Genomic DNA, 16,366 nt, shown 5'->3' with positions numbered 1-16,366 from the left:
GGCCTTCGCACACCACGCGCAGCACTTCCTCCAGCGGCGCTTCGCGCCACAGCGCCAGCGCCATCACGTAATACACCACTGCCGGCGCGGGCAGCAGCCGCTCCCGCTGGCTGGCCTTGCCGGTCTCGGCCAACACTTCTTCGATCAACGTCCGTGGACACACGCTGGCCAGCACCCCGGCGCTGATCAAATGCGCAACGTCAACTCTCGACGGCAGCGTCTTGCGTGTTCTGGCCATCACCCTCATCCATTGAAGCTTCGATGGATGAGGATTATGGCTTTAAAAATACTATCTGAACAGTATTGCGCTTAATGGCTAGGTTGCGCCGATACCGCTGGCTGGCCGCGCTGCTGGCGCTGGCCGGCATTGCCGCGGCCTATGCGGTGACGCGGCCCGTCGCGCCGGGTCCGTGGCTGCAATCGGTGCAGCAGCGCGGCACGCTGGTGGTCGGCGTGCGCCAATACGCGCGCCCGGCGCCGCCCAAGGCGCCCACGCCGCCCGAGCCCGACCAGTTCGACGTGGCCATGGCGCGCTTTGTGGCGGACCGCCTTGGTGTGAAGCTGCAGGTCATCGGGCTGCCTGGCGAGCCGGGGTCGCCGGCCTGGCAGGCCGCGCAACGTGAGGTGGACGTGGTCGTGGCCGGCGCCCGCCCGTCGCTGCCCGGCGAATCCGTGGCGCCTGTCGGGCCGGCCTACGCCATCGGCGAGGGATCGCTGCTGGTGCTGCGCGGCAGCCGCTACCAGCGCACCGGCGACCTGCGCGGGCAGCCGGTTTGCGTGGGGCAGGGCAGCGCCTATGCCACCCGTATCGCGCAGGACTTCCAGGGCGTGCCAAAGGTCTACGCGTCATCGATTCGTGCCGCCACAGGCTTTCTGGCTGGCGAATGCCAGGCGCTTGCCGACGATGCGCCGGTCGTGGCGCGCCTGCTGACGCTCCAGGAATGGCGTTTCTATCGCAAGCTGGACGCCAATCTGCAGGCTGACGCCGGCGCCGCGCGCATCGGCCTGCATGCTACCGATCCGCAGTCCGCCGCATGGTTCGACCAGACCACGCGCGACTGGCGCAACAATGGGGCGTTGCAGCGCGCCCGCGAACAGCGCGCCGGCGACGTCGCCTACGAGGCCAGCCAGCTGCAGGACGGCCTGGTCTGCCATTCCTGAGCCGGCGGGCCGGCGTGACACGTCAGGCCTTTACATAGCGCGGGGCCGGCGTGCGGTTCGACAGTACGCCGGCCATTGCACCGCGTGCGGCCTCATAGGCGTTCCAGTGCTCGATCGCGTGCAGCGACGGGATCGTGATCAGCTCGCCATTGTCGAAGCCAACCAGCGCGGCATCGACCATATCGGTGGCCTGCATCACGATGGCCGGGTCCAGATTCTCCACGGGCAGGCCGCCGGTTTCCCAGAAATCGGTGGCCGTGGCACCGGGCAGCACCGCCTGCACGCGCACACCCCGGGCGCCGACCTCATGGTGCAGAGACTGGCTGAACGCGGTCACGAATGCCTTGCTGCCGCCATAGACTCCGTTTAGCACCTCAGGCGCGATGCCGACAATCGACGAGATATTGATGATCGCCCCCTTGCCGCGCGCCACGAAGCCCGGCACGGCGGCGTAGGTCAGACGGGTCAGCGCGGTAACGTTCAGGTCGATCATCTTCGTCATCGCGTCTACGTCGCTGTCCAGCAGCGGCGTGTGCGTGCCGATGCCGGCGTTGTTCACCAGCAGCGTGATGCTCGCATCGGTGCGGAGTTTCTCTTCCACACGGGCCAGCGATGCGCGGTCGTTGAGATCGGCCGCGAACACTTCGACAGCCCGGCCTGTTTCGTCGGTGATGCGGCGCGCCAGCGTGTCGAGCTTGTCGCGATTGCGCGCCACGAGCACGAGGTCGTAGCCGCGCCGTGCCAGCCGGTCCGCATAGATGGCGCCGATGCCCGACGATGCGCCGGTGACGAGTGCCGTGCCCAGGTGATGTTGCTGCGTCATGATGCTTCTCCATTCAGGGGTTGAGTTCGGATGCGCTGCATCCATGTGAAGCATCGTAGACCGGTTCACGTTTGGCCGAAATGACGTATATAGTCATGTTTCAGGACATCGGACAAAACGGGTGATGACATGCACAGGGTGGGATTTCTGCTGATGGATGGCTTCCAGGTGATGGCGCTGGCGGCACAAAGCGTGTTCGAGTATGCCAACCTGGTAGCGGGCGAGCCGTTCTACCGGATCGACAGTTACTCGGTGGCAGGCGGCCAGGTGCGGTCGTCACTGGGCATGGCCGTCGAAACGCGACCTGCCGGCGCGCGGATCACCGTGGACACCTGGGTGCTGGCCGGGGCGGCAGACCCGGTGGCCACGCCCACGCCGCAGCCGATGCTCGACCTTGTGCGCAGGGCCGCGCCCCGGGCACGCCGGGTGGCATCGATCTGCACCGGGGCCTTCATCCTGGCCGAGGCCGGGCTGCTCGACGGCCGCCGCGCTACCACGCACTGGTTCTACGCGCGGGACATGCAGCGCGCACACCCTCAGATCCGGGTGGAAGACGACCGCATCCATATCGTGGACGGACCCATCTGGACGTCCGCCGGCATGACGGCCGGGCTGGACCTGGCGCTGGCGATGGTGGAAACCGACCTCGGGGCTGATGTGGCGCGGTCCGTGGCCCACAAGCTTGTGATGTACCAGCGCCGCTCGGGCGGGCAGTCGCAACACTCCGAACTGCTTGACCTGGCGCCCAAATCCGACCGCATCCAGAGTGCGCTGGACTACGCTCGCAAGCATCTGCACCAGCCGCTGACCGTGGAAGAGCTGGCCAGCGCCGTGCATCTGAGCCCCCGTCAGTTCAGCCGCGTGTTCACGGCCGAAACCGGGCAGTCACCGGCCAAGGCCGTGGAAAGCCTGCGCCTGGAGGCCGCGCGGCTGATGATCGAACAGAGCCGCCATCCACTGGACGTGGTGGCAAAAGAGACCGGATTCCGCGACCGCCGTCACCTGCGAGAGGCATTCCTCCGCGGCTTCGGCATGCCACCGCAGGCAGTGCGGCGCGAGGCGAGGGGGTAGCGCGGGAACGGCGGGATAAAGGCAGCCGATGGGCCAAACGTGACAAGAAGGTCGCATCGGCAACAAGGGACCTCACCGCATGGTAGATCAGCCGTCGATGCGGATACATGCCGCGGGTCTCCTAGCCCCAGCTTCGTACGCGCCCCGTGTCCACGTGGACGAAGTTCTCGGACTTGTAGAAGCCGACGCCCCCCGCCTGCAGCGTCTGCGCCGCGTCTCGCAGGTCGGCCAGCGCCACGCCGGGCAGTCGGATGTCGATGGCCATGCCATCCATGTGGAGGCTGCGCCTGGCGACACCACCGCCGCGGGTCTTTCGCAGGCGCTCGTTGGTCAAGGGGCAGCGGTAGCCCGAAATCACCTGGAACGGCGCGTCGCTACCCAATTCGCGCCGCAGCGAGAACAGCAGACCGAACAGCTTCGGGTCAATTTCACCGACCGTGCCCGAGTAGTGATCGCGCAGAAAGTGGTTGAGCGAGGTCTGCGCCTGGGGCAGAACCTGATCGCCCATGGCATAGACCAGCGAAAGGTGCTCGCCGGTATGGGTGTGTTCGAAGGACAGCGAGCGGGCATCGGGCCCCAACGCCGCCAGAGCGGCGCGAGGTGCGAGCGTCGTCAGGCCCGCGCCTAGCGCGATGGCACTTGCACGATGAAAAAAACGGCGACGCTGGCTGGAACTGGAATCGGACATGGAAACTTTTACAACGGCGCGGCATTCATGAAGGCCGTACGGCAGGCTTGGCACCCGTGCGCTGCCGCAGCGCCTGGTCCAGCAGTTTGTCCTGTCCGTAAATGTCAGGCACGAAGTATACCCGCCCGTCGGCGCGCGCAATGGCAGTGCCGTAGGCCAGTACCACCGGCACCGGTTGCTGTAGCGCAATGGTCTTCGACTTGCCCGCCGTCATTGCCTCACGGATACGCGCCGGGGTCCATTCGGGCATGCCCTGAAGCGTGAATTGCGCCAGCGCGACAGGATCTTCCACGCGGATGCAGCCGTGACTGAAATCGCGCCGGCCGCGCTTGAACAGTTCCGGCGTGGGCGTGTGGTGCAGATAGATGGCCTGGTTGTTCGGGAAGATGAACTTGATGTCCCCCAGCGCATTGAGCGGGCCGGGCCGTTGGCGGATGCGCGCCTGCCCGTTCAGCACCGCATCGACATTGGCCTGGCTGAACGTGGCATTCGCCTGGGTGCCGTAGACGAACTCGAAGCCCTGTCGCGTGAAATAGCCCGGATCGCGCTGGGATTTCGGAATGACCTCCTTGCGCGCGATCGACGACGGCACGTTCCAGTAGGGGCTGAACTCGATATAGCGCATGTCCTCCTTGAACAGCGGCGTGCGCGTATCGAGCGCCTTGCCAACGATGACCTTCATCTCCAGCCTGATGTCCAGCTTGCCTTCGTCGTAGTCGTAGGCGCGCAGCACGAATTCGGGCACGTTGACCACGATCATGCGCGGGCCTTCTGCCAGCGGCGTCCAGCGCAGGCGCTCCATCGTCAGCACGATCTGGTCGACGCGCGCGGCCGGCGTGACGTTGAGCTGGGCCAGCGTGCCCGCGCCGATCACGCCATCGGCATCGAGCGCATGGCGCGTCTGGAACGCCTTGACGGCATCGACCAGCGCGCCTTCGTAACGCTGTGGCACCGGCGTGTCTGGTGACAGGTCGCCCAGCGCCTGCAGCCGTTGTGCCAGTTGCGGCAGGCCGGCGTAGGACTGCCCGGGCGTCAGCTTGCCGCCGGCAACGGCGGGCAGGGGCGTCTTCCAGAACGGCTCGGCGGCGAGCTTGCGATACTTCGCCAGCGCGTCGCGCAGCGTGCCGTAGAGCGGGAACGATGGCGCGGCTTCGCGCATCGCGTCGGCGAGCCGGTTGGCCGCCATGGCGTTGCGCAAGTAGCTTTCCGGATCGAACGGGGGCAGATTGTCGAGCGAGAAATTCGCGTGGACCTTGCGCGGATCGACGCGACCCCGATGCAGATCGGTCAGATATCGCTTCATGGCACTCGTGAGGGCACCGTCAAAGCGTTGCGCCGCGTCCGACGCTGGCGTCGGGGCATCAACCAGTTGCGCCAACGCGCGCTGCAGGCCATCGGCGTCGTAGTCGCGCGGCTCCAGCCCATCGGTACTGGCCCCATTCAATGCCTTGACCGCGGCTTGCGCGGCCTGCGAGGGGCGCCCATCGGCAAACCAGAGCAGGCCATGCGGCGGCTGGGCCCACGCCGGCGAAGCACTGCACAGCAGCCAGGCCGCGCCGGCACTGGCAAGGCATGCAACGCGGACGGGGACATGCGCGGAAAACCGCGAGGCAATGTGTGAAGGGCGCCGCAAACGAACGGCCGTGGCGGTCGCCGTCGAGGCTGGCATGGCTGCAGGGGCAACAGTCATCGTATGAAGGTCGATAGCGTTTGTCCTTTGCGTATCGTATCCGAACATCGTGACGTATCCCTCCCTTGGTACATCTGAAAACAAAGTTTCTGCTATTGATCAGCGTTTGACCTAGGTCAATCAACAAGCCATGCCGCGAACTATGCTGTCTACAGCGACAACGTCAATGCGGAGGTGGATCGATGTACGAACGGATTCTCGTGGCAGTGGACGGCGGCCCATCGTCGGAACTGGCCATTTCGCAGGCAGTGGGGCTGGCCAAGCAGCTGTCGGCCGAAGTCAAGGTGCTGTTCGTAGTGGACGACAGCGAACTGTTCTTCGAGTACGCCCATATTGATCCCAGCCAGATCGTGGGCGGCATGATCGAAGTGGGCCAGAAGGCCCTGGCTACCGCTGCACGGCGCTTCGAGAATGCCAATGTCCGCTGCCTGACCGAACTGGCCGAAAAGCCAGTGTCGCCCGGCAATATCTCCGGGACCATCGTCAAATGCGCCGATTATTGGCCGGCCGATCTGATCATCATGGGCACCCACGGCCGGCGCGGCATGCGGCGCGTGATCATGGGGAGCGTGTCGGAAGGCGTGATTTCGAAGTCCAGCAAGCCAGTCCTGCTGATTCGCGGCGAGACCGTGCATTGATGTGTCCACCCGCCGGCCCGGCTCGCCGACCGGCGACGATCCGGGCTAGCGTTTCAACGATGCCTGCAGGCTGAGCAGGTTCTGCGGCATGACCCGGATCAGCCCGCCCCGGGGGCTGTCAATGTCGGCGATCAGCGCCAGCGACAACGACACGGTCAGCGGCACCACCAGCAGGAGAACGATCTTGGTGCTCTGGGTGCGCGCGCCGTAGCCCTGCATCAGGCTGCTGCAGAAGGCGATGATGATCATCAGCCCCCAGGCCGCCAGCGGTATGTGATTGCGCCAGGCCGCTTCCGTATAGCCCTGCGAATTGATCACGTCGTTCATGCCGGCCACCGCCAGCGCCGTGATCGGATTCGGCGCCGTACGGGCACCGTCACGCACCCGCTTCCACATCTCGTCTTGGATCTGCGCCGTCGCGGCCTCGATGTCGTCGACTTGCGCCTTATCGCGGGTCAGGTAGTAGTGGATACGCTGGTCCAGATAGCGCACCAGCAACGACTTGAGCGCGTCGGTGTCCCGTTCGAGCAACTCCACGCGCAGATACTCGGTGCCGATCGCATTGGCTTCCTCTTCCTCCAGGTTCTTGCGCTGGTCGTACCGGCCCACCGCCATCGACAGCGTGAACCCGATCAGCAGGGCCAGCAGCGTCAGCGTGGCCCCCTGGATGATGTTGAAGTCGTCGCGGCCGTCGCTGCCCAGCGGACGCATGCGGCGCAACACCAACGCGCCGATGGCCGTGGCAATGCCCATCAATACCAGCAGCACGACAAACAGCAGGCCCGGATGGCTGATGAGCGGTCGCATGGTACGTCCCAGATCGGTGGTAGGCCCATGCTGCCCAAGCCGGGCCGTTGGATCAAGTGAAAGCTTCTTTTGCCCACCTTGAACGGATTCTTCGGGTCCGCCATCCCCTTTGCGGCGGCACCCGGTTCCGGCACATTTTGGAATTCATTGCGATAACTTTTCTTATCGCAATATGTCCATGCGAATGCTAAACTTTGCCGCATGAAAAGCCGCCCGTCCCAGCCGTATGCCTTTCCCGATGCCGATTCGCTTGCCGCGCTGCGTGCGTGGCACGCCGGCATGTCCACGCGGGCAGCCGTCACGCAGTATCTGGATGCCGACCGCGCGCACGGTCAGTCGTCGCGGGGCATCCTTGGCGGCATACGCCGGCAACTGGCCGCCTACGCGCGCTACCGGCGCCGCGAGGACCTGGCGGTCCTGTTCGAATTCACGGCGGCTGAGCGGGCGCAGCAGGGCAGGGCGGCGGACCAGGCCATCGAGACGCTGCGCACCATGCCGCCGCCCGCGCCGGCCATCGCCGACGACATCGGCATGTGGCTGGCTCCAGCGGCCGTGTCCGCGCTGCGCGCACAGGACATCCACACGTTGGCCGACCTGACCGTCCGCATTCCGCGCCGCCGCCAATGGTGGGCCACGATCCCGGGTCTGGGCGTCAACGGCGCCAGGCGGATCGAGGCCTTTTTTGCGGAATGGCCTGAACTGACGGCCCGCGCCCGCGCGCTGATCGCCACGGAACCGCGCGGCGTCATCGTGCCGTGGGAGCAGATGGGGCGCTTGCCGCATGAGGTGGATGGGTCGCTGGGCCAGTTCCGGGCACCGCGCGAAACCTGTTCGCTCAACGCCGACAACGACTACGCCGCCGTGCAGGCCTGGCTGGGGCTGCACGAATCGCCGGCCACGCTGCGCGCCTATCGCAAGGAGGCCGAGCGGCTGATCCTCTGGGCCATCATCGAGAAAGGCCGGCCTTTGTCGTCGCTGACGACCGAAGACGCCACCGCCTACCGCAATTTCCTGCGCCAGCCGTCGCCGCGCGAGCGATGGGTCGGGCCGGCGCGGCCACGCAGCGCGCCAGACTGGAAACCGTTCACCGACGCCCTGTCGCCGCGCTCGGCCGCCTATACGCTGCAGGTGCTGGGCGCGCTGTTCCGGTGGCTAGTGCAGCAACGGTATGTGCTGGCGAACCCGTTTGCGGGCCTCAAGGTGCGGGGCGGCGCCAAGACGGCCGCGCTCGACGTGTCGCACGCTTTTTCCGAGGGCGAATGGATGCTGACCCGAAGCATCGCCGACGGGCTGGAATGGTCATATGGCTGGGAAGCGCCGGCTGCCCAGCGGCTGCGCTTCATTCTGGATTTCACCTATGCCACCGGCCTGCGCGCCAGCGAGCTCGTAGGCGCCACGCTGCGCAATATCGAGACCGATATCCACGGCGACCACTGGTTGCACCTGGTGGGCAAGGGCGCCAAGGCCGGCCGGGTCGCCCTGCCGCCGCTGGCGCGCAACGCGCTGGATCGCTACCTGGTGGAGCGCGGCCTGCCGGTCACCCGCGCGCAGTGGGACCCATCGACGCTGATCGTCGGCAACCTGGGGCCGGACGAAAGCGGCGGCATCACCGGCGCCCGGCTGTGGATGATCATCAAGCGGTTCTTCGCCACCGCAGCGGACCAGCTCGATGCGGAGCGCCCGGCCACCGCCGAAAAGCTGCGCCGCGCGAGCCCGCACTGGCTGCGCCACACCCACGCCACCCACGCGCTTGCCCGGGGCGCGGAACTGACCACGGTGCGCGACAACCTGCGCCATGCGTCGGTCTCGACGACATCGCTGTACCTGCACGGCGACAGCGTCAAGCGCGCGCGCCAGATGGAGGATGCGTTCGGCGGCTGACGGTGGGCGGGCGCGGCCAGCTACGGCGTCTTGCCGATGTCGCCCGCCGCCAGCGCCAACGTGGCGGCCGCGGCCAGTGCCGCGCTGTAGGCATCGGCCGACGCATTGCGCGCCAGCAGCAGCTGGTTCTGCGCCAGGTTCGCTTCGGTCACAGTCCCCACGCCCTTTCGATAGGCGGCGAACGCCGCGTCGTAGGTAATCTGCGCCGCATCGGCCAGGGCCCTTGCGGCGTCGTAGGCGGCCAGGCTCGATTCCAGCGCGCTCTGGCTGACGACCACCTGCCGCACCGATTCCTCCTTGGCCCGTGTCAACCGGGCCTGCGCACTGTCCACGTCGTTGCGGGCCTGCGCCAGCACGGCGGAACGCATGCCGCCGTCATAGATCGGCAGCGTCACCCCCAGAAACACGCTGTTGCCGTACCGGTTGCCATTGAGGTTGACCGTGGGCGGCTGCTGGCCGACTGGCGGAATCGCGGTAATGGCCGAGCCGCCAGACGCATACGAGGCAAACGCCGACATGAAGACCTTGGGCAGGAAGGCCGCTTCGGCCGCCTTCACACGGGCCTGATTGGCACGTTCCAGTGCGTAGGCGCCAAGTACGTCGGGCCGCTGGGCAATCGCCCGCTCCACGATCTGCTCGACCGAACTGCGCAGTGCCGGCGACAGCGGCCGCAGCGGCATCTCGGCAATGACGGGCTTCGACAGCGGCGAGATGCCGATGGCTGTGACCAGCCCCAGGTAGGCATCGGTCTCCGCACCTTGTGCCTGCACCATCGCCAGATTGGTCTGGGCGCGGTTCTGGGTGGCCTGCGCGACCTCCACCACCGTCCCTACGCCACGCGCATAGCGCGCCTTGGCCGCCGCCAGCACCGCATCGGCATTGGCCATGGCCTGATCGACCGTGGCGCGGCGCGAGCGCGCGGCCTGGTAGCGGTAGTAGGCCACGCTAACGTCGTGAATGATGCGCTGGTGCTGGGCCGTAAAGGCGATGTTCGCGGCCACCGTGGCCTGTTCCGCCGCTTCCACCAGGCCTGCGCGCTCACCGAAGTCGAACAGCAGCCATTGCAGCGACACCACCGAGATCGCGCCGTGGTGCGACGTATCCACGCCGGCCGACCCCAATGCCGTGTTGCTGGATAGCCGGCCGTTTGTCCAGCCGCCCATCGCCGCCACGGAAATCTGCGGCAGATAGGTACTGCGGGCGATGCCGGTGGCCAGCGCCGCGTTGCGCGCATCGTTCCAGGCCACCCGTGTCAACGGGTTCGACGATTCCGCCAGGTCGATCAGTTCGGCAAGCGTATAAGGGTGAGCAGCGTCGATCTGTGCGGGCGGGGCGATGGTCGCCAGCGCCGAATTGGCCGGCAGCGTGTAATCGGACGGCCGATCCTGTGGCGTGGGCCGGCTGGCGACGCCGGCCATGATCTCGCCGTTGGCCGCGGTTTGCGGCTGCCACGGGCGGTCGGCCTGCGGCGGGGCCAGGTCCAGCGCCGACGTGGCGCAGCCGGAAAGCGCCACCGCGGCTGCGACCAGCGCGAGGCCTATCGGCGGGCGAGCCGGCGGATCAGGTGTGTGCATGCGGAGCAGGGGGGGTGGCAGGCCCGGACGGCGAGTCGGCCAGCTGTTTGTCGACAATGGCCAGCAGCGCATCGCGTGTACGCGCATCGGCATGGGTCTCCAGCGGTGCGGGCGAGGCCGCCGCCAGCGGCGCCGCCGTCTTCACGGCATGCAGCCGCGCAGCGACGTCGGGATCGCCCGGAAATCGCTCCGCCAGCAGGAACAGCGGGCCCGCCACGGCATCGAGCACGCCCAGCCGCCGCCGGTGATAGTCGATCCACGCCGGTCCGGGGCCGACCATGCCGGGCTCGTAGCGGGCCAGCGTCAGGTCTTGCGCGATGGCGCCCTGCAGCCCAAGCGCCGTGGCGGCATGCTGCCGCCGCTGGTCGGAATGGCGGGCCGCCACCAGTTCCTGCCACTGGCTCACCAGGCTGGCCAGGGCACCTTCGATGCGGCCGGCGATGCTGACCGGCCAGATGCGGGTGAACACCAGATAGACGACCAGGTTGCCGATCAGGATGCCGATCACGCGATCGCGGGCAATCGTCAGGTCGAACCCCGGCGCCGCCCCCTGGATCACGCAGAGATAGAACGCGAACGCAATCTGAAAACCGGCGTAGGCAATGCGCGGCGAGCCCATGGCCACCCACGCCGACAGCCATGTGCCCGCGAACACCAGCGCCAGCAGGCCGCCCACCGAATCGAGCGCCGGCACGACGAAGACGATGGCTGCCGTGCCCAGCGCCGCGCCGACCAGGCAGCCGGCCAGCCGCAACACGAGCTTTTCCACCGATTCGGCCGCCGTGCCCAGCGACACCAGATAGACAGTGATAAAGCAGGTATGGATGCCCGGCCAGTCGAGCTGCTGATAGAGCAGGTAGCAGAACATGGCCGCGCCGGTGGTCTTCAACGCGTAGTGGATATGCGAGCGGTTGCTAAAGGCATCGGCATCGAGAAAGCCGCCGCGCTTCTTGTCGGTGGCTTCATGTGCGGCATCGGCAAGTGCGGCCGGGCCGACGGCAGCGGCGGCTTCGGGCTCGGCATAGTGCGCGATGGCCTGGACAATTTCGGTCACGACCGACTGCTGCAGCGGCGACAAGGCGGCCGTATCAGGCAGCGGCACGGTAATTTCCACCGGATAGCCGCCCGCATCGAGCATCCGCGCCATTGCATCGAGCATGTCGGCCAGCGAATCGGCAAGCGGCGCGGGAAGGCTCGCGCCGGGCTGCCGGCAGGCCACGTCAGCGGCCATCAGGATCGCCATGGTCGACGTCATCGCCTGGCGCAACGCCGAGACGTCGGCTGCATTCGCGCTGCCTTCGAACTTCGCCAGTTTCAGCCAGCCGGCCACGGGCTGCACGCCGTCGCGCAGGACCTGGGCGATGGCTGGGCCGCCCGCTTCGGGGTGTCGCAGAGCCTGCGCGGCCACCCGCACGCAATGCGCCAGGCGTGCGCCGGCCAGGCGCCGCGGGGATGGGCCCATTAGCAGGTTCACCACCACATTCGCGCCGATCGGGATGGCCACCATCAGCCATGCGTAAAGCAGCGCCCGGGTGGCCACCTCGCCCCCGGGGACCAGGCCCAGTTCGTCGAGTCCGAAGCCAATGATCATGGCCACGATGGCGCCCACTGGCCGCAGCTTGCTGGCCGAGGTCAGGAACAGCAGCGCGGCGGACGCGACGGCCATGCAGGTCACGCGCAGCAGCGCGCTGTCGAGCGTGAGCCCCGCCAGCACGATCACCAGCCCTACGATCAGGCTGATCAGCACCAGCATGCCCACGCTCATCACGATGCTGCTGGTACGGTCGGCACGGTTGATAAAGAAGATCACGTAGGCCGAAGTGGCCGCTTCGGGCGTGCCATAGATGGCTGCGATCAGGCAGGTGAGTGTGCTGGCCGCCGCAATGCGCGTGGTGGCGGCGGCGCGCCCTGGGAACGGGGCGAGCAGGTCGCCGATATCGGCCAGCCCCAGGCGCGATGCCTCAGCGGCAGGCTGCGCCATGCCGCACCTCGACCGTTGCGCTGGCACCCACCCGGGCCAGCGTTTCCGGCGGTTCTTCGAGCTTGATGCGCACCGGGAAGCGGCGCGCCACGCGCACCCAGTTCACCGATGGCTGCACATAGGGCAGGGCGCGCGGCAGGTTGAGCCTGTCCGTATCGGTAATGCCCACGCCGATACCCTGCACCGTGCCGCGCAGCGCGTGGCGCCGGTCGATCATCGAGTAGACAGTGGCACAGTCGCTCACATGAATGCCGGCCAGGTCGGTTTCACGGAAATTGGCCACCGCGAACCATTCGCCGGTATCGACCAGCAAGAACAGCGACTGGTTCGGGATCACGACCTCGCCCGACAACGACCGCAGGCTGCTGACGCGGCCGGCGTGCGGGGCGCGGACCACGGTGTCGTCCAGCGCGCGCTGTGCGATGGCTACGGCGGCCTCGCGTGCCTGCACGGTCGCCACGGCATCGTCCTCGCTGCCTACGGCCTGCGCCGTCGTGGCGCGCTGCAGCTGCGCCTGCTTCAGGGTCACGGCCGCATCGCGCCAGGCCACCTCCGCCTGGTCAAGCTGCTGCTTCGGCACATAGCCCTCGGCAGCCAGCGGGCGGAGGCGCTCCACGGTTCGCGCCGTCAGCGCGTAGTTCTGCTCGGCACGCGCGATCTGTTCCGATGCCACCGACGCCGTGCCACGCTCGGTGCCGATGGCTCGGCGGCGCGTCCCCAGCATGGCGTTTGCAAGCGCCAGGTCTGCCTGCGCCTGCGCCAGGGCCAGGCGATACGGCACGGGATCTATCTCGAACAGGATCTGGTCTTTGGCAACGTGCTGGTTTTCGCTGACCAGGATGCGGGCAATGCGCCCGCCGACCGGAGAGGCCACATGCACGAAGTCGGCATCGAGCGCGGCATCGTCGGTGGAAGGGTAGCGGACCGCGCGCTGCCACGCATAAATGGAAAGCAGCACCGCCAGCACGATAATCGCCAGGGCAATCCATTTGCCACGCATCGGCGCCCGCCTGATACCTGCCATTTTCATGGAAAATGCCCCGTGCCGATTAACCATACGATTTCGGCAATCATGATTCCGATTGCCGTATTGACCAGCAGTTGCCAGCGGATGGTTTCCGCCCAGCCGGTCGTCACGAATATCCGCCAGGCCACCAGGGCGCCCGCGATGCCGACCAGCGCACTCAATAGCCAGAGCGGGAAATAGGCCCCGACGAGGGGCACGGCAGGCGCACCCGCGCAACCCTGCAGCGGGACGGCCAATACAGCGAGCGAAGGCAGGCGTAGCCGGCCTGGCAAACGTACCATGGGCAGGATGGCATGGACGGCCCGGAAAATGGTCACGCCAATATAGCAGCGCCGAATCGGGATTGTCCAAGGGACAAAGAAAATTTAAAGTGGCGGCTGAAAAATGCCAAATCAGAATGGCAGAATGGGCGTCCCATGCGCAGGGGAGTACTGGCTGACGGGCATCGAACTCTCAAGCCTGTTCGTCGAACGGCTTGCTGCCCAGCACGCCCACCACATGATCGACAAAGCAGGTAATGCGCGAGGCGAGGGCGGTGTTGCGGTAGTAGACCGCGTTGATGGACTGACGCACGTCGAGCGTCTGCCGGGCGAACAGCGGCACCAGGCGCCCGGCCTGACGGTCGGCACGGGTCATGAAATCGGACAGACAGACGATGCCCTGGCCCGCCAGCGCAAGGCTGCGCAGCGTCTCGCCGCTCGATGAGGCGATGGTCGGCTTGATATGGACGGTATCGCCGTCGTTGTCGCGCAGCGGCCAGTCATTGAGTGAATCGGGCTGGCTGAAGCCCAGCAGCACATGGCCGGCCAGCTGCTCCACCTTGGTCGGCGTCCCGTGGCGCTGCAGGTAATCCGGGCTGGCAAGCACCCGGATGCGGCTTGTGCCGATGGGACGCGCATGCAGCGTGGAGTCTTTCAGCGCGCCGATGCGGAAGGCCACATCGGTCCGCTTTTCGATCAGGTCGGTGATGCCCTCGTTCGAGTTCAGCTCCAGCTCCACCTCGGGATAGCGCAAGCGGAAGCCTTCCACCAGGGGCACGATCACATGCAGCATGAAAGGCGTGGCCGCGTCCACGCGCAGCCGGCCGAACGGACGCATGCGCCGGGCCGCCATCTGCTCTTCGGCCTCGTCCATCATCGACAGGATGGCGCGCGCATGCTGCAGGAAGGCGGCGCCTTCCTCGGTCAGTTCGAGCCGGCGCGTCGTGCGGCGCAGCAGGGTGGTCTGGAGCTTCTCTTCAAGCCGGCTCAGCGTCCGGCTGGTGGCTGACACGGTCAACCCCAGGTGTTCCGCAGCGGCGGTGATCGAGCCGGTGTCCACGACAGCCGCGAAGGCCAGCAATTCGTCGATGGTCGTTTTCATTCTTGATTCCAGATCAAATGAAACCGACTTATACACGGCATTTTGCGCAAAGGTAAGCCTGCCCGGCGGCGATCGGCCCCGGTCGGGGCGGATCACCGGGCCTGCACCGCCGTCTGCGATTGGGCGCGCCGGATGCAGGTCACCAAAAGCACGACGATGGGCAGCGCCACGGCGGCATAGCCAAACCGTGTGTAGGCCAGCGCGCCCAGGATTGCGCCCACGGCGAAGGACAGTACGCTGGGCACCATCTTTCCCAGCCTGGCACGAATCGGGCCGCGTGCCTCCGGCGACGTAGAAGGGAGGTCCACCAGATCGATAATCACCTGCGTGCTGTTGCCGGTCATGATGGTGGTCGGACCAAGATCCGCCAACGACGTCCGGGACAATGCATTCTGGATCGCCATGGCCGCCACGGCCAGCAGGCCGGCAAGCATTGCCAGAGTCGATTCCGTGCCGGCGCCCAGGGCGTGCATCCGCAGGCCAACCCCGGCAAACGCTGCCAGCAGCGCGATCTCGGCGGCAATGAGCGGCACCACCGGGCCGCGACCGCGCTGGATCAGACGCTTCTCGGTCAAACGCGCCAGGGCGACCGCGCCAACGAAGACCGGTAACGCCAGCACCTTCAGGAACAATCCCTCGGTGCTACCGACCGACTCCACCCCAATCATGATCAGGTTGCCGGTCACATGCGCGGTGAACAGGCCCGCCAGCGCGATAAACCCGATCACGTCCGTATAGCCGGCCACGAAGGCGAACGCCCCAATCTCCAGCTTGCCCCCGCTGGCTGCGTTGCCTGCGTTCCCCGCGCTACCGTTTGTGGCCATGCCAACTCCTTGTTCAAACCATCCGGACCGACCCAATCACGCCTTGCGCGTCCCATGTGCCGAACTATAGTGATTTGCCGGCCCGCACAAAGGCGCCTGTGCAGTCAGAGTCATTCAAATTTACTGAAACTAGGGGAGCCGACATGAAAAAGGGCTACTGGGTGGCCGCCGTCGACATCGCCGATGCCACCGGCTATCAGGGCTACATCACAGGCAACAAGGCCGTCTTCGACAAATACGGCGCCCGGTTCCTGGTCCGGAATGGCGAAAAAACGGTGGTCGAGGGCTCGCCACGCTCCCGCATCGTCGTCATCGAATTCGAAAGCTATGCCCGCGCGCTGGAATGCTACCGATCACCGGAATACCAGGCACTGATCGCGCTGCGCGCACCTTACTCGCAGGCGGATATCGTGGTGATCGAGGGGTATGAGGATTCGGGTGGGTGATTGGGGGCGATATGGCGATGTTGACGGTCTGCGGCACTGTGGGAGGTTATGTTTTATTTAACATAATATGTATTATTGATGGAATGCATGTTGGCCATTATTAGTAATGTCACCTCTGCGATGATTAGAGATGTCACCTCTGTTGTCCCGTAGGCTCCCAGCTTCGCCGGGCGCTACGGGAGGCAGCGATGCACGGACAGGGATTGGTGACCATGAGCATGCGCGAAGTTGACCGCATGAAGGTAATCCAGGCGGTGGCGGACGGCCATTTGGCGCGCTGGCGGGCTGCCGAGCGTCTGGGTATCAGTGCCAGGCACGTCAGGCGGCTGGTTTTGCGGCTGCTGGAGGATGGGCCGGGCGGACTGATATCGCGCAAGCGCGGGCGTTCCAGCA

Annotated in this window: 17 protein-coding genes; 6 read left to right on the top strand and 11 right to left on the bottom strand. The window is 66.4% G+C overall.

All coding sequences use genetic code 11. The features are described from left to right. A partial coding sequence (locus tag D9X30_RS17590; RefSeq protein ID WP_194946623.1) for a transposase domain-containing protein occupies positions 1–247 on the bottom strand: 247 nt, incomplete at its 3' end. Between the two features lie 65 nt (positions 248–312). Here D9X30_RS17590 and D9X30_RS17585 point away from each other — a divergent pair. Further along, the gene (locus D9X30_RS17585; protein ID WP_153950396.1) at positions 313–1,161 is read left to right on the top strand and encodes a type 2 periplasmic-binding domain-containing protein; all 849 of its coding nucleotides are present in this window, start codon (positions 313–315) and stop codon (positions 1,159–1,161) included. A gap of 22 nt (positions 1,162–1,183) precedes the next feature. Here the strand turns inward: D9X30_RS17585 and D9X30_RS17580 are convergent, their stop codons facing one another. Continuing rightward, a complete protein-coding gene (locus D9X30_RS17580) occupies positions 1,184–1,984 on the bottom strand; it encodes an SDR family NAD(P)-dependent oxidoreductase (protein WP_153950397.1) in 801 nt (266 codons plus the stop codon). 129 nt (positions 1,985–2,113) lie between these two features. Here D9X30_RS17580 and D9X30_RS17575 point away from each other — a divergent pair, with 129 nt between their 5' ends. Beyond that, positions 2,114–3,055, top strand: coding sequence for a GlxA family transcriptional regulator (locus tag D9X30_RS17575; RefSeq protein WP_153950398.1), 942 nt, complete (start codon positions 2,114–2,116; stop codon positions 3,053–3,055). 121 nt (positions 3,056–3,176) lie between these two features. On the opposite strand, the gene D9X30_RS17570 is transcribed toward D9X30_RS17575, so the two are convergent. Beyond that, a complete protein-coding gene (locus D9X30_RS17570; protein ID WP_153950399.1) occupies positions 3,177–3,743 on the bottom strand; it encodes a YcbK family protein in 567 nt (188 codons plus the stop codon). A 25-nt stretch (positions 3,744–3,768) separates the two neighbouring features. Further along, positions 3,769–5,412, bottom strand: coding sequence for a L,D-transpeptidase family protein (locus D9X30_RS17565; RefSeq protein WP_153950400.1), 1,644 nt, complete (start codon positions 5,410–5,412; stop codon positions 3,769–3,771). 203 nt (positions 5,413–5,615) lie between these two features. Between D9X30_RS17565 and D9X30_RS17560 the strand changes: the two genes are divergently transcribed. Next, positions 5,616–6,071, top strand: coding sequence for a universal stress protein (locus D9X30_RS17560; RefSeq protein ID WP_153950401.1), 456 nt, complete (start codon positions 5,616–5,618; stop codon positions 6,069–6,071). A 45-nt stretch (positions 6,072–6,116) separates the two neighbouring features. Here the strand turns inward: D9X30_RS17560 and D9X30_RS17555 are convergent, their stop codons facing one another. Then, complete coding sequence (locus tag D9X30_RS17555; RefSeq protein ID WP_153950402.1) at positions 6,117–6,878, bottom strand: bestrophin-like domain; 762 nt, start codon at positions 6,876–6,878, stop codon at positions 6,117–6,119. 201 nt (positions 6,879–7,079) lie between these two features. On the opposite strand from D9X30_RS17555, the gene D9X30_RS17550 reads away from it, so the two are divergent. Further along, the gene (locus D9X30_RS17550) at positions 7,080–8,759 is read left to right on the top strand and encodes a site-specific integrase (protein WP_153950403.1); all 1,680 of its coding nucleotides are present in this window, start codon (positions 7,080–7,082) and stop codon (positions 8,757–8,759) included. Positions 8,760–8,779: 20 nt separating this feature from the next. Here the strand turns inward: D9X30_RS17550 and D9X30_RS17545 are convergent, their stop codons facing one another. The 6 genes from D9X30_RS17545 to D9X30_RS17520 all read right to left on the bottom strand — a co-directional run bounded on the left by D9X30_RS17545 (position 8,780) and on the right by D9X30_RS17520 (position 15,527). After that, complete coding sequence (locus tag D9X30_RS17545; RefSeq protein ID WP_153950404.1) at positions 8,780–10,333, bottom strand: TolC family protein; 1,554 nt, start codon at positions 10,331–10,333, stop codon at positions 8,780–8,782. After that, positions 10,320–12,314, bottom strand: coding sequence for an FUSC family protein (locus D9X30_RS17540; RefSeq protein ID WP_153950405.1), 1,995 nt, complete (start codon positions 12,312–12,314; stop codon positions 10,320–10,322). Before D9X30_RS17540 ends, D9X30_RS17545 begins: the two co-directional genes overlap by 14 nt. Further along, entirely contained in the window at positions 12,295–13,344 is a 1,050-nt protein-coding gene (gene mdtN / locus D9X30_RS17535; protein WP_153950406.1) for a multidrug transporter subunit MdtN, read from the bottom strand. Before mdtN ends, D9X30_RS17540 begins: the two co-directional genes overlap by 20 nt. Continuing rightward, entirely contained in the window at positions 13,341–13,622 is a 282-nt protein-coding gene (locus D9X30_RS17530; protein ID WP_153950410.1) for a hypothetical protein, read from the bottom strand. Before D9X30_RS17530 ends, mdtN begins: the two co-directional genes overlap by 4 nt. A gap of 172 nt (positions 13,623–13,794) precedes the next feature. After that, positions 13,795–14,703 (bottom strand): LysR family transcriptional regulator, encoded by a 909-nt coding sequence (locus D9X30_RS17525; protein ID WP_153950407.1) that lies wholly within the window; start codon positions 14,701–14,703, stop codon positions 13,795–13,797. Between the two features lie 92 nt (positions 14,704–14,795). Next, on the bottom strand, positions 14,796–15,527 hold the full coding sequence (locus D9X30_RS17520; protein ID WP_153950408.1) for a YoaK family protein: 732 nt from the start codon (positions 15,525–15,527) through the stop codon (positions 14,796–14,798). Positions 15,528–15,670: 143 nt separating this feature from the next. Between D9X30_RS17520 and D9X30_RS17515 the strand changes: the two genes are divergently transcribed. Together D9X30_RS17515 and D9X30_RS17510 are read left to right on the top strand one after the other, a co-directional pair. Continuing rightward, positions 15,671–15,973, top strand: coding sequence for a DUF1330 domain-containing protein (locus D9X30_RS17515; protein WP_153950409.1), 303 nt, complete (start codon positions 15,671–15,673; stop codon positions 15,971–15,973). Positions 15,974–16,185: 212 nt separating this feature from the next. Continuing rightward, the coding region (locus D9X30_RS17510; RefSeq protein WP_502799646.1) for a helix-turn-helix domain-containing protein at positions 16,186–16,366 on the top strand (181 nt) is incomplete at its 3' end.

Source organism: Cupriavidus sp. U2, assembly GCF_009663685.2.
Classification (GTDB): domain Bacteria; phylum Pseudomonadota; class Gammaproteobacteria; order Burkholderiales; family Burkholderiaceae; genus Cupriavidus; species Cupriavidus necator_C.
Note: the sequence above shows the minus strand (reverse complement) of the source record. Positions and strands in the feature narration are given on the sequence as shown.

Coding starts and splice junctions, on each gene's coding strand:
- D9X30_RS17550 (WP_153950403.1), top strand. CDS start 7,080: ATGAAAAGCCGCCCGTCCCAGCCGTATGCCTTTCCCGATGCCGATTCG.
- D9X30_RS17560 (WP_153950401.1), top strand. CDS start 5,616: ATGTACGAACGGATTCTCGTGGCAGTGGACGGCGGCCCATCGTCGGAA.
- D9X30_RS17515 (WP_153950409.1), top strand. CDS start 15,671: ATGAAAAAGGGCTACTGGGTGGCCGCCGTCGACATCGCCGATGCCACC.
- D9X30_RS17570 (WP_153950399.1), bottom strand. CDS start 3,743: ATGTCCGATTCCAGTTCCAGCCAGCGTCGCCGTTTTTTTCATCGTGCA.
- D9X30_RS17520 (WP_153950408.1), bottom strand. CDS start 15,527: ATGGCCACAAACGGTAGCGCGGGGAACGCAGGCAACGCAGCCAGCGGG.
- D9X30_RS17545 (WP_153950404.1), bottom strand. CDS start 10,333: ATGCACACACCTGATCCGCCGGCTCGCCCGCCGATAGGCCTCGCGCTG.
- D9X30_RS17585 (WP_153950396.1), top strand. CDS start 313: ATGGCTAGGTTGCGCCGATACCGCTGGCTGGCCGCGCTGCTGGCGCTG.
- D9X30_RS17525 (WP_153950407.1), bottom strand. CDS start 14,703: ATGAAAACGACCATCGACGAATTGCTGGCCTTCGCGGCTGTCGTGGAC.
- D9X30_RS17530 (WP_153950410.1), bottom strand. CDS start 13,622: ATGGTACGTTTGCCAGGCCGGCTACGCCTGCCTTCGCTCGCTGTATTG.
- D9X30_RS17565 (WP_153950400.1), bottom strand. CDS start 5,412: ATGCCAGCCTCGACGGCGACCGCCACGGCCGTTCGTTTGCGGCGCCCT.
- D9X30_RS17540 (WP_153950405.1), bottom strand. CDS start 12,314: ATGGCGCAGCCTGCCGCTGAGGCATCGCGCCTGGGGCTGGCCGATATC.
- mdtN (WP_153950406.1), bottom strand. CDS start 13,344: ATGAAAATGGCAGGTATCAGGCGGGCGCCGATGCGTGGCAAATGGATT.
- D9X30_RS17575 (WP_153950398.1), top strand. CDS start 2,114: ATGCACAGGGTGGGATTTCTGCTGATGGATGGCTTCCAGGTGATGGCG.
- D9X30_RS17555 (WP_153950402.1), bottom strand. CDS start 6,878: ATGCGACCGCTCATCAGCCATCCGGGCCTGCTGTTTGTCGTGCTGCTG.
- D9X30_RS17580 (WP_153950397.1), bottom strand. CDS start 1,984: ATGACGCAGCAACATCACCTGGGCACGGCACTCGTCACCGGCGCATCG.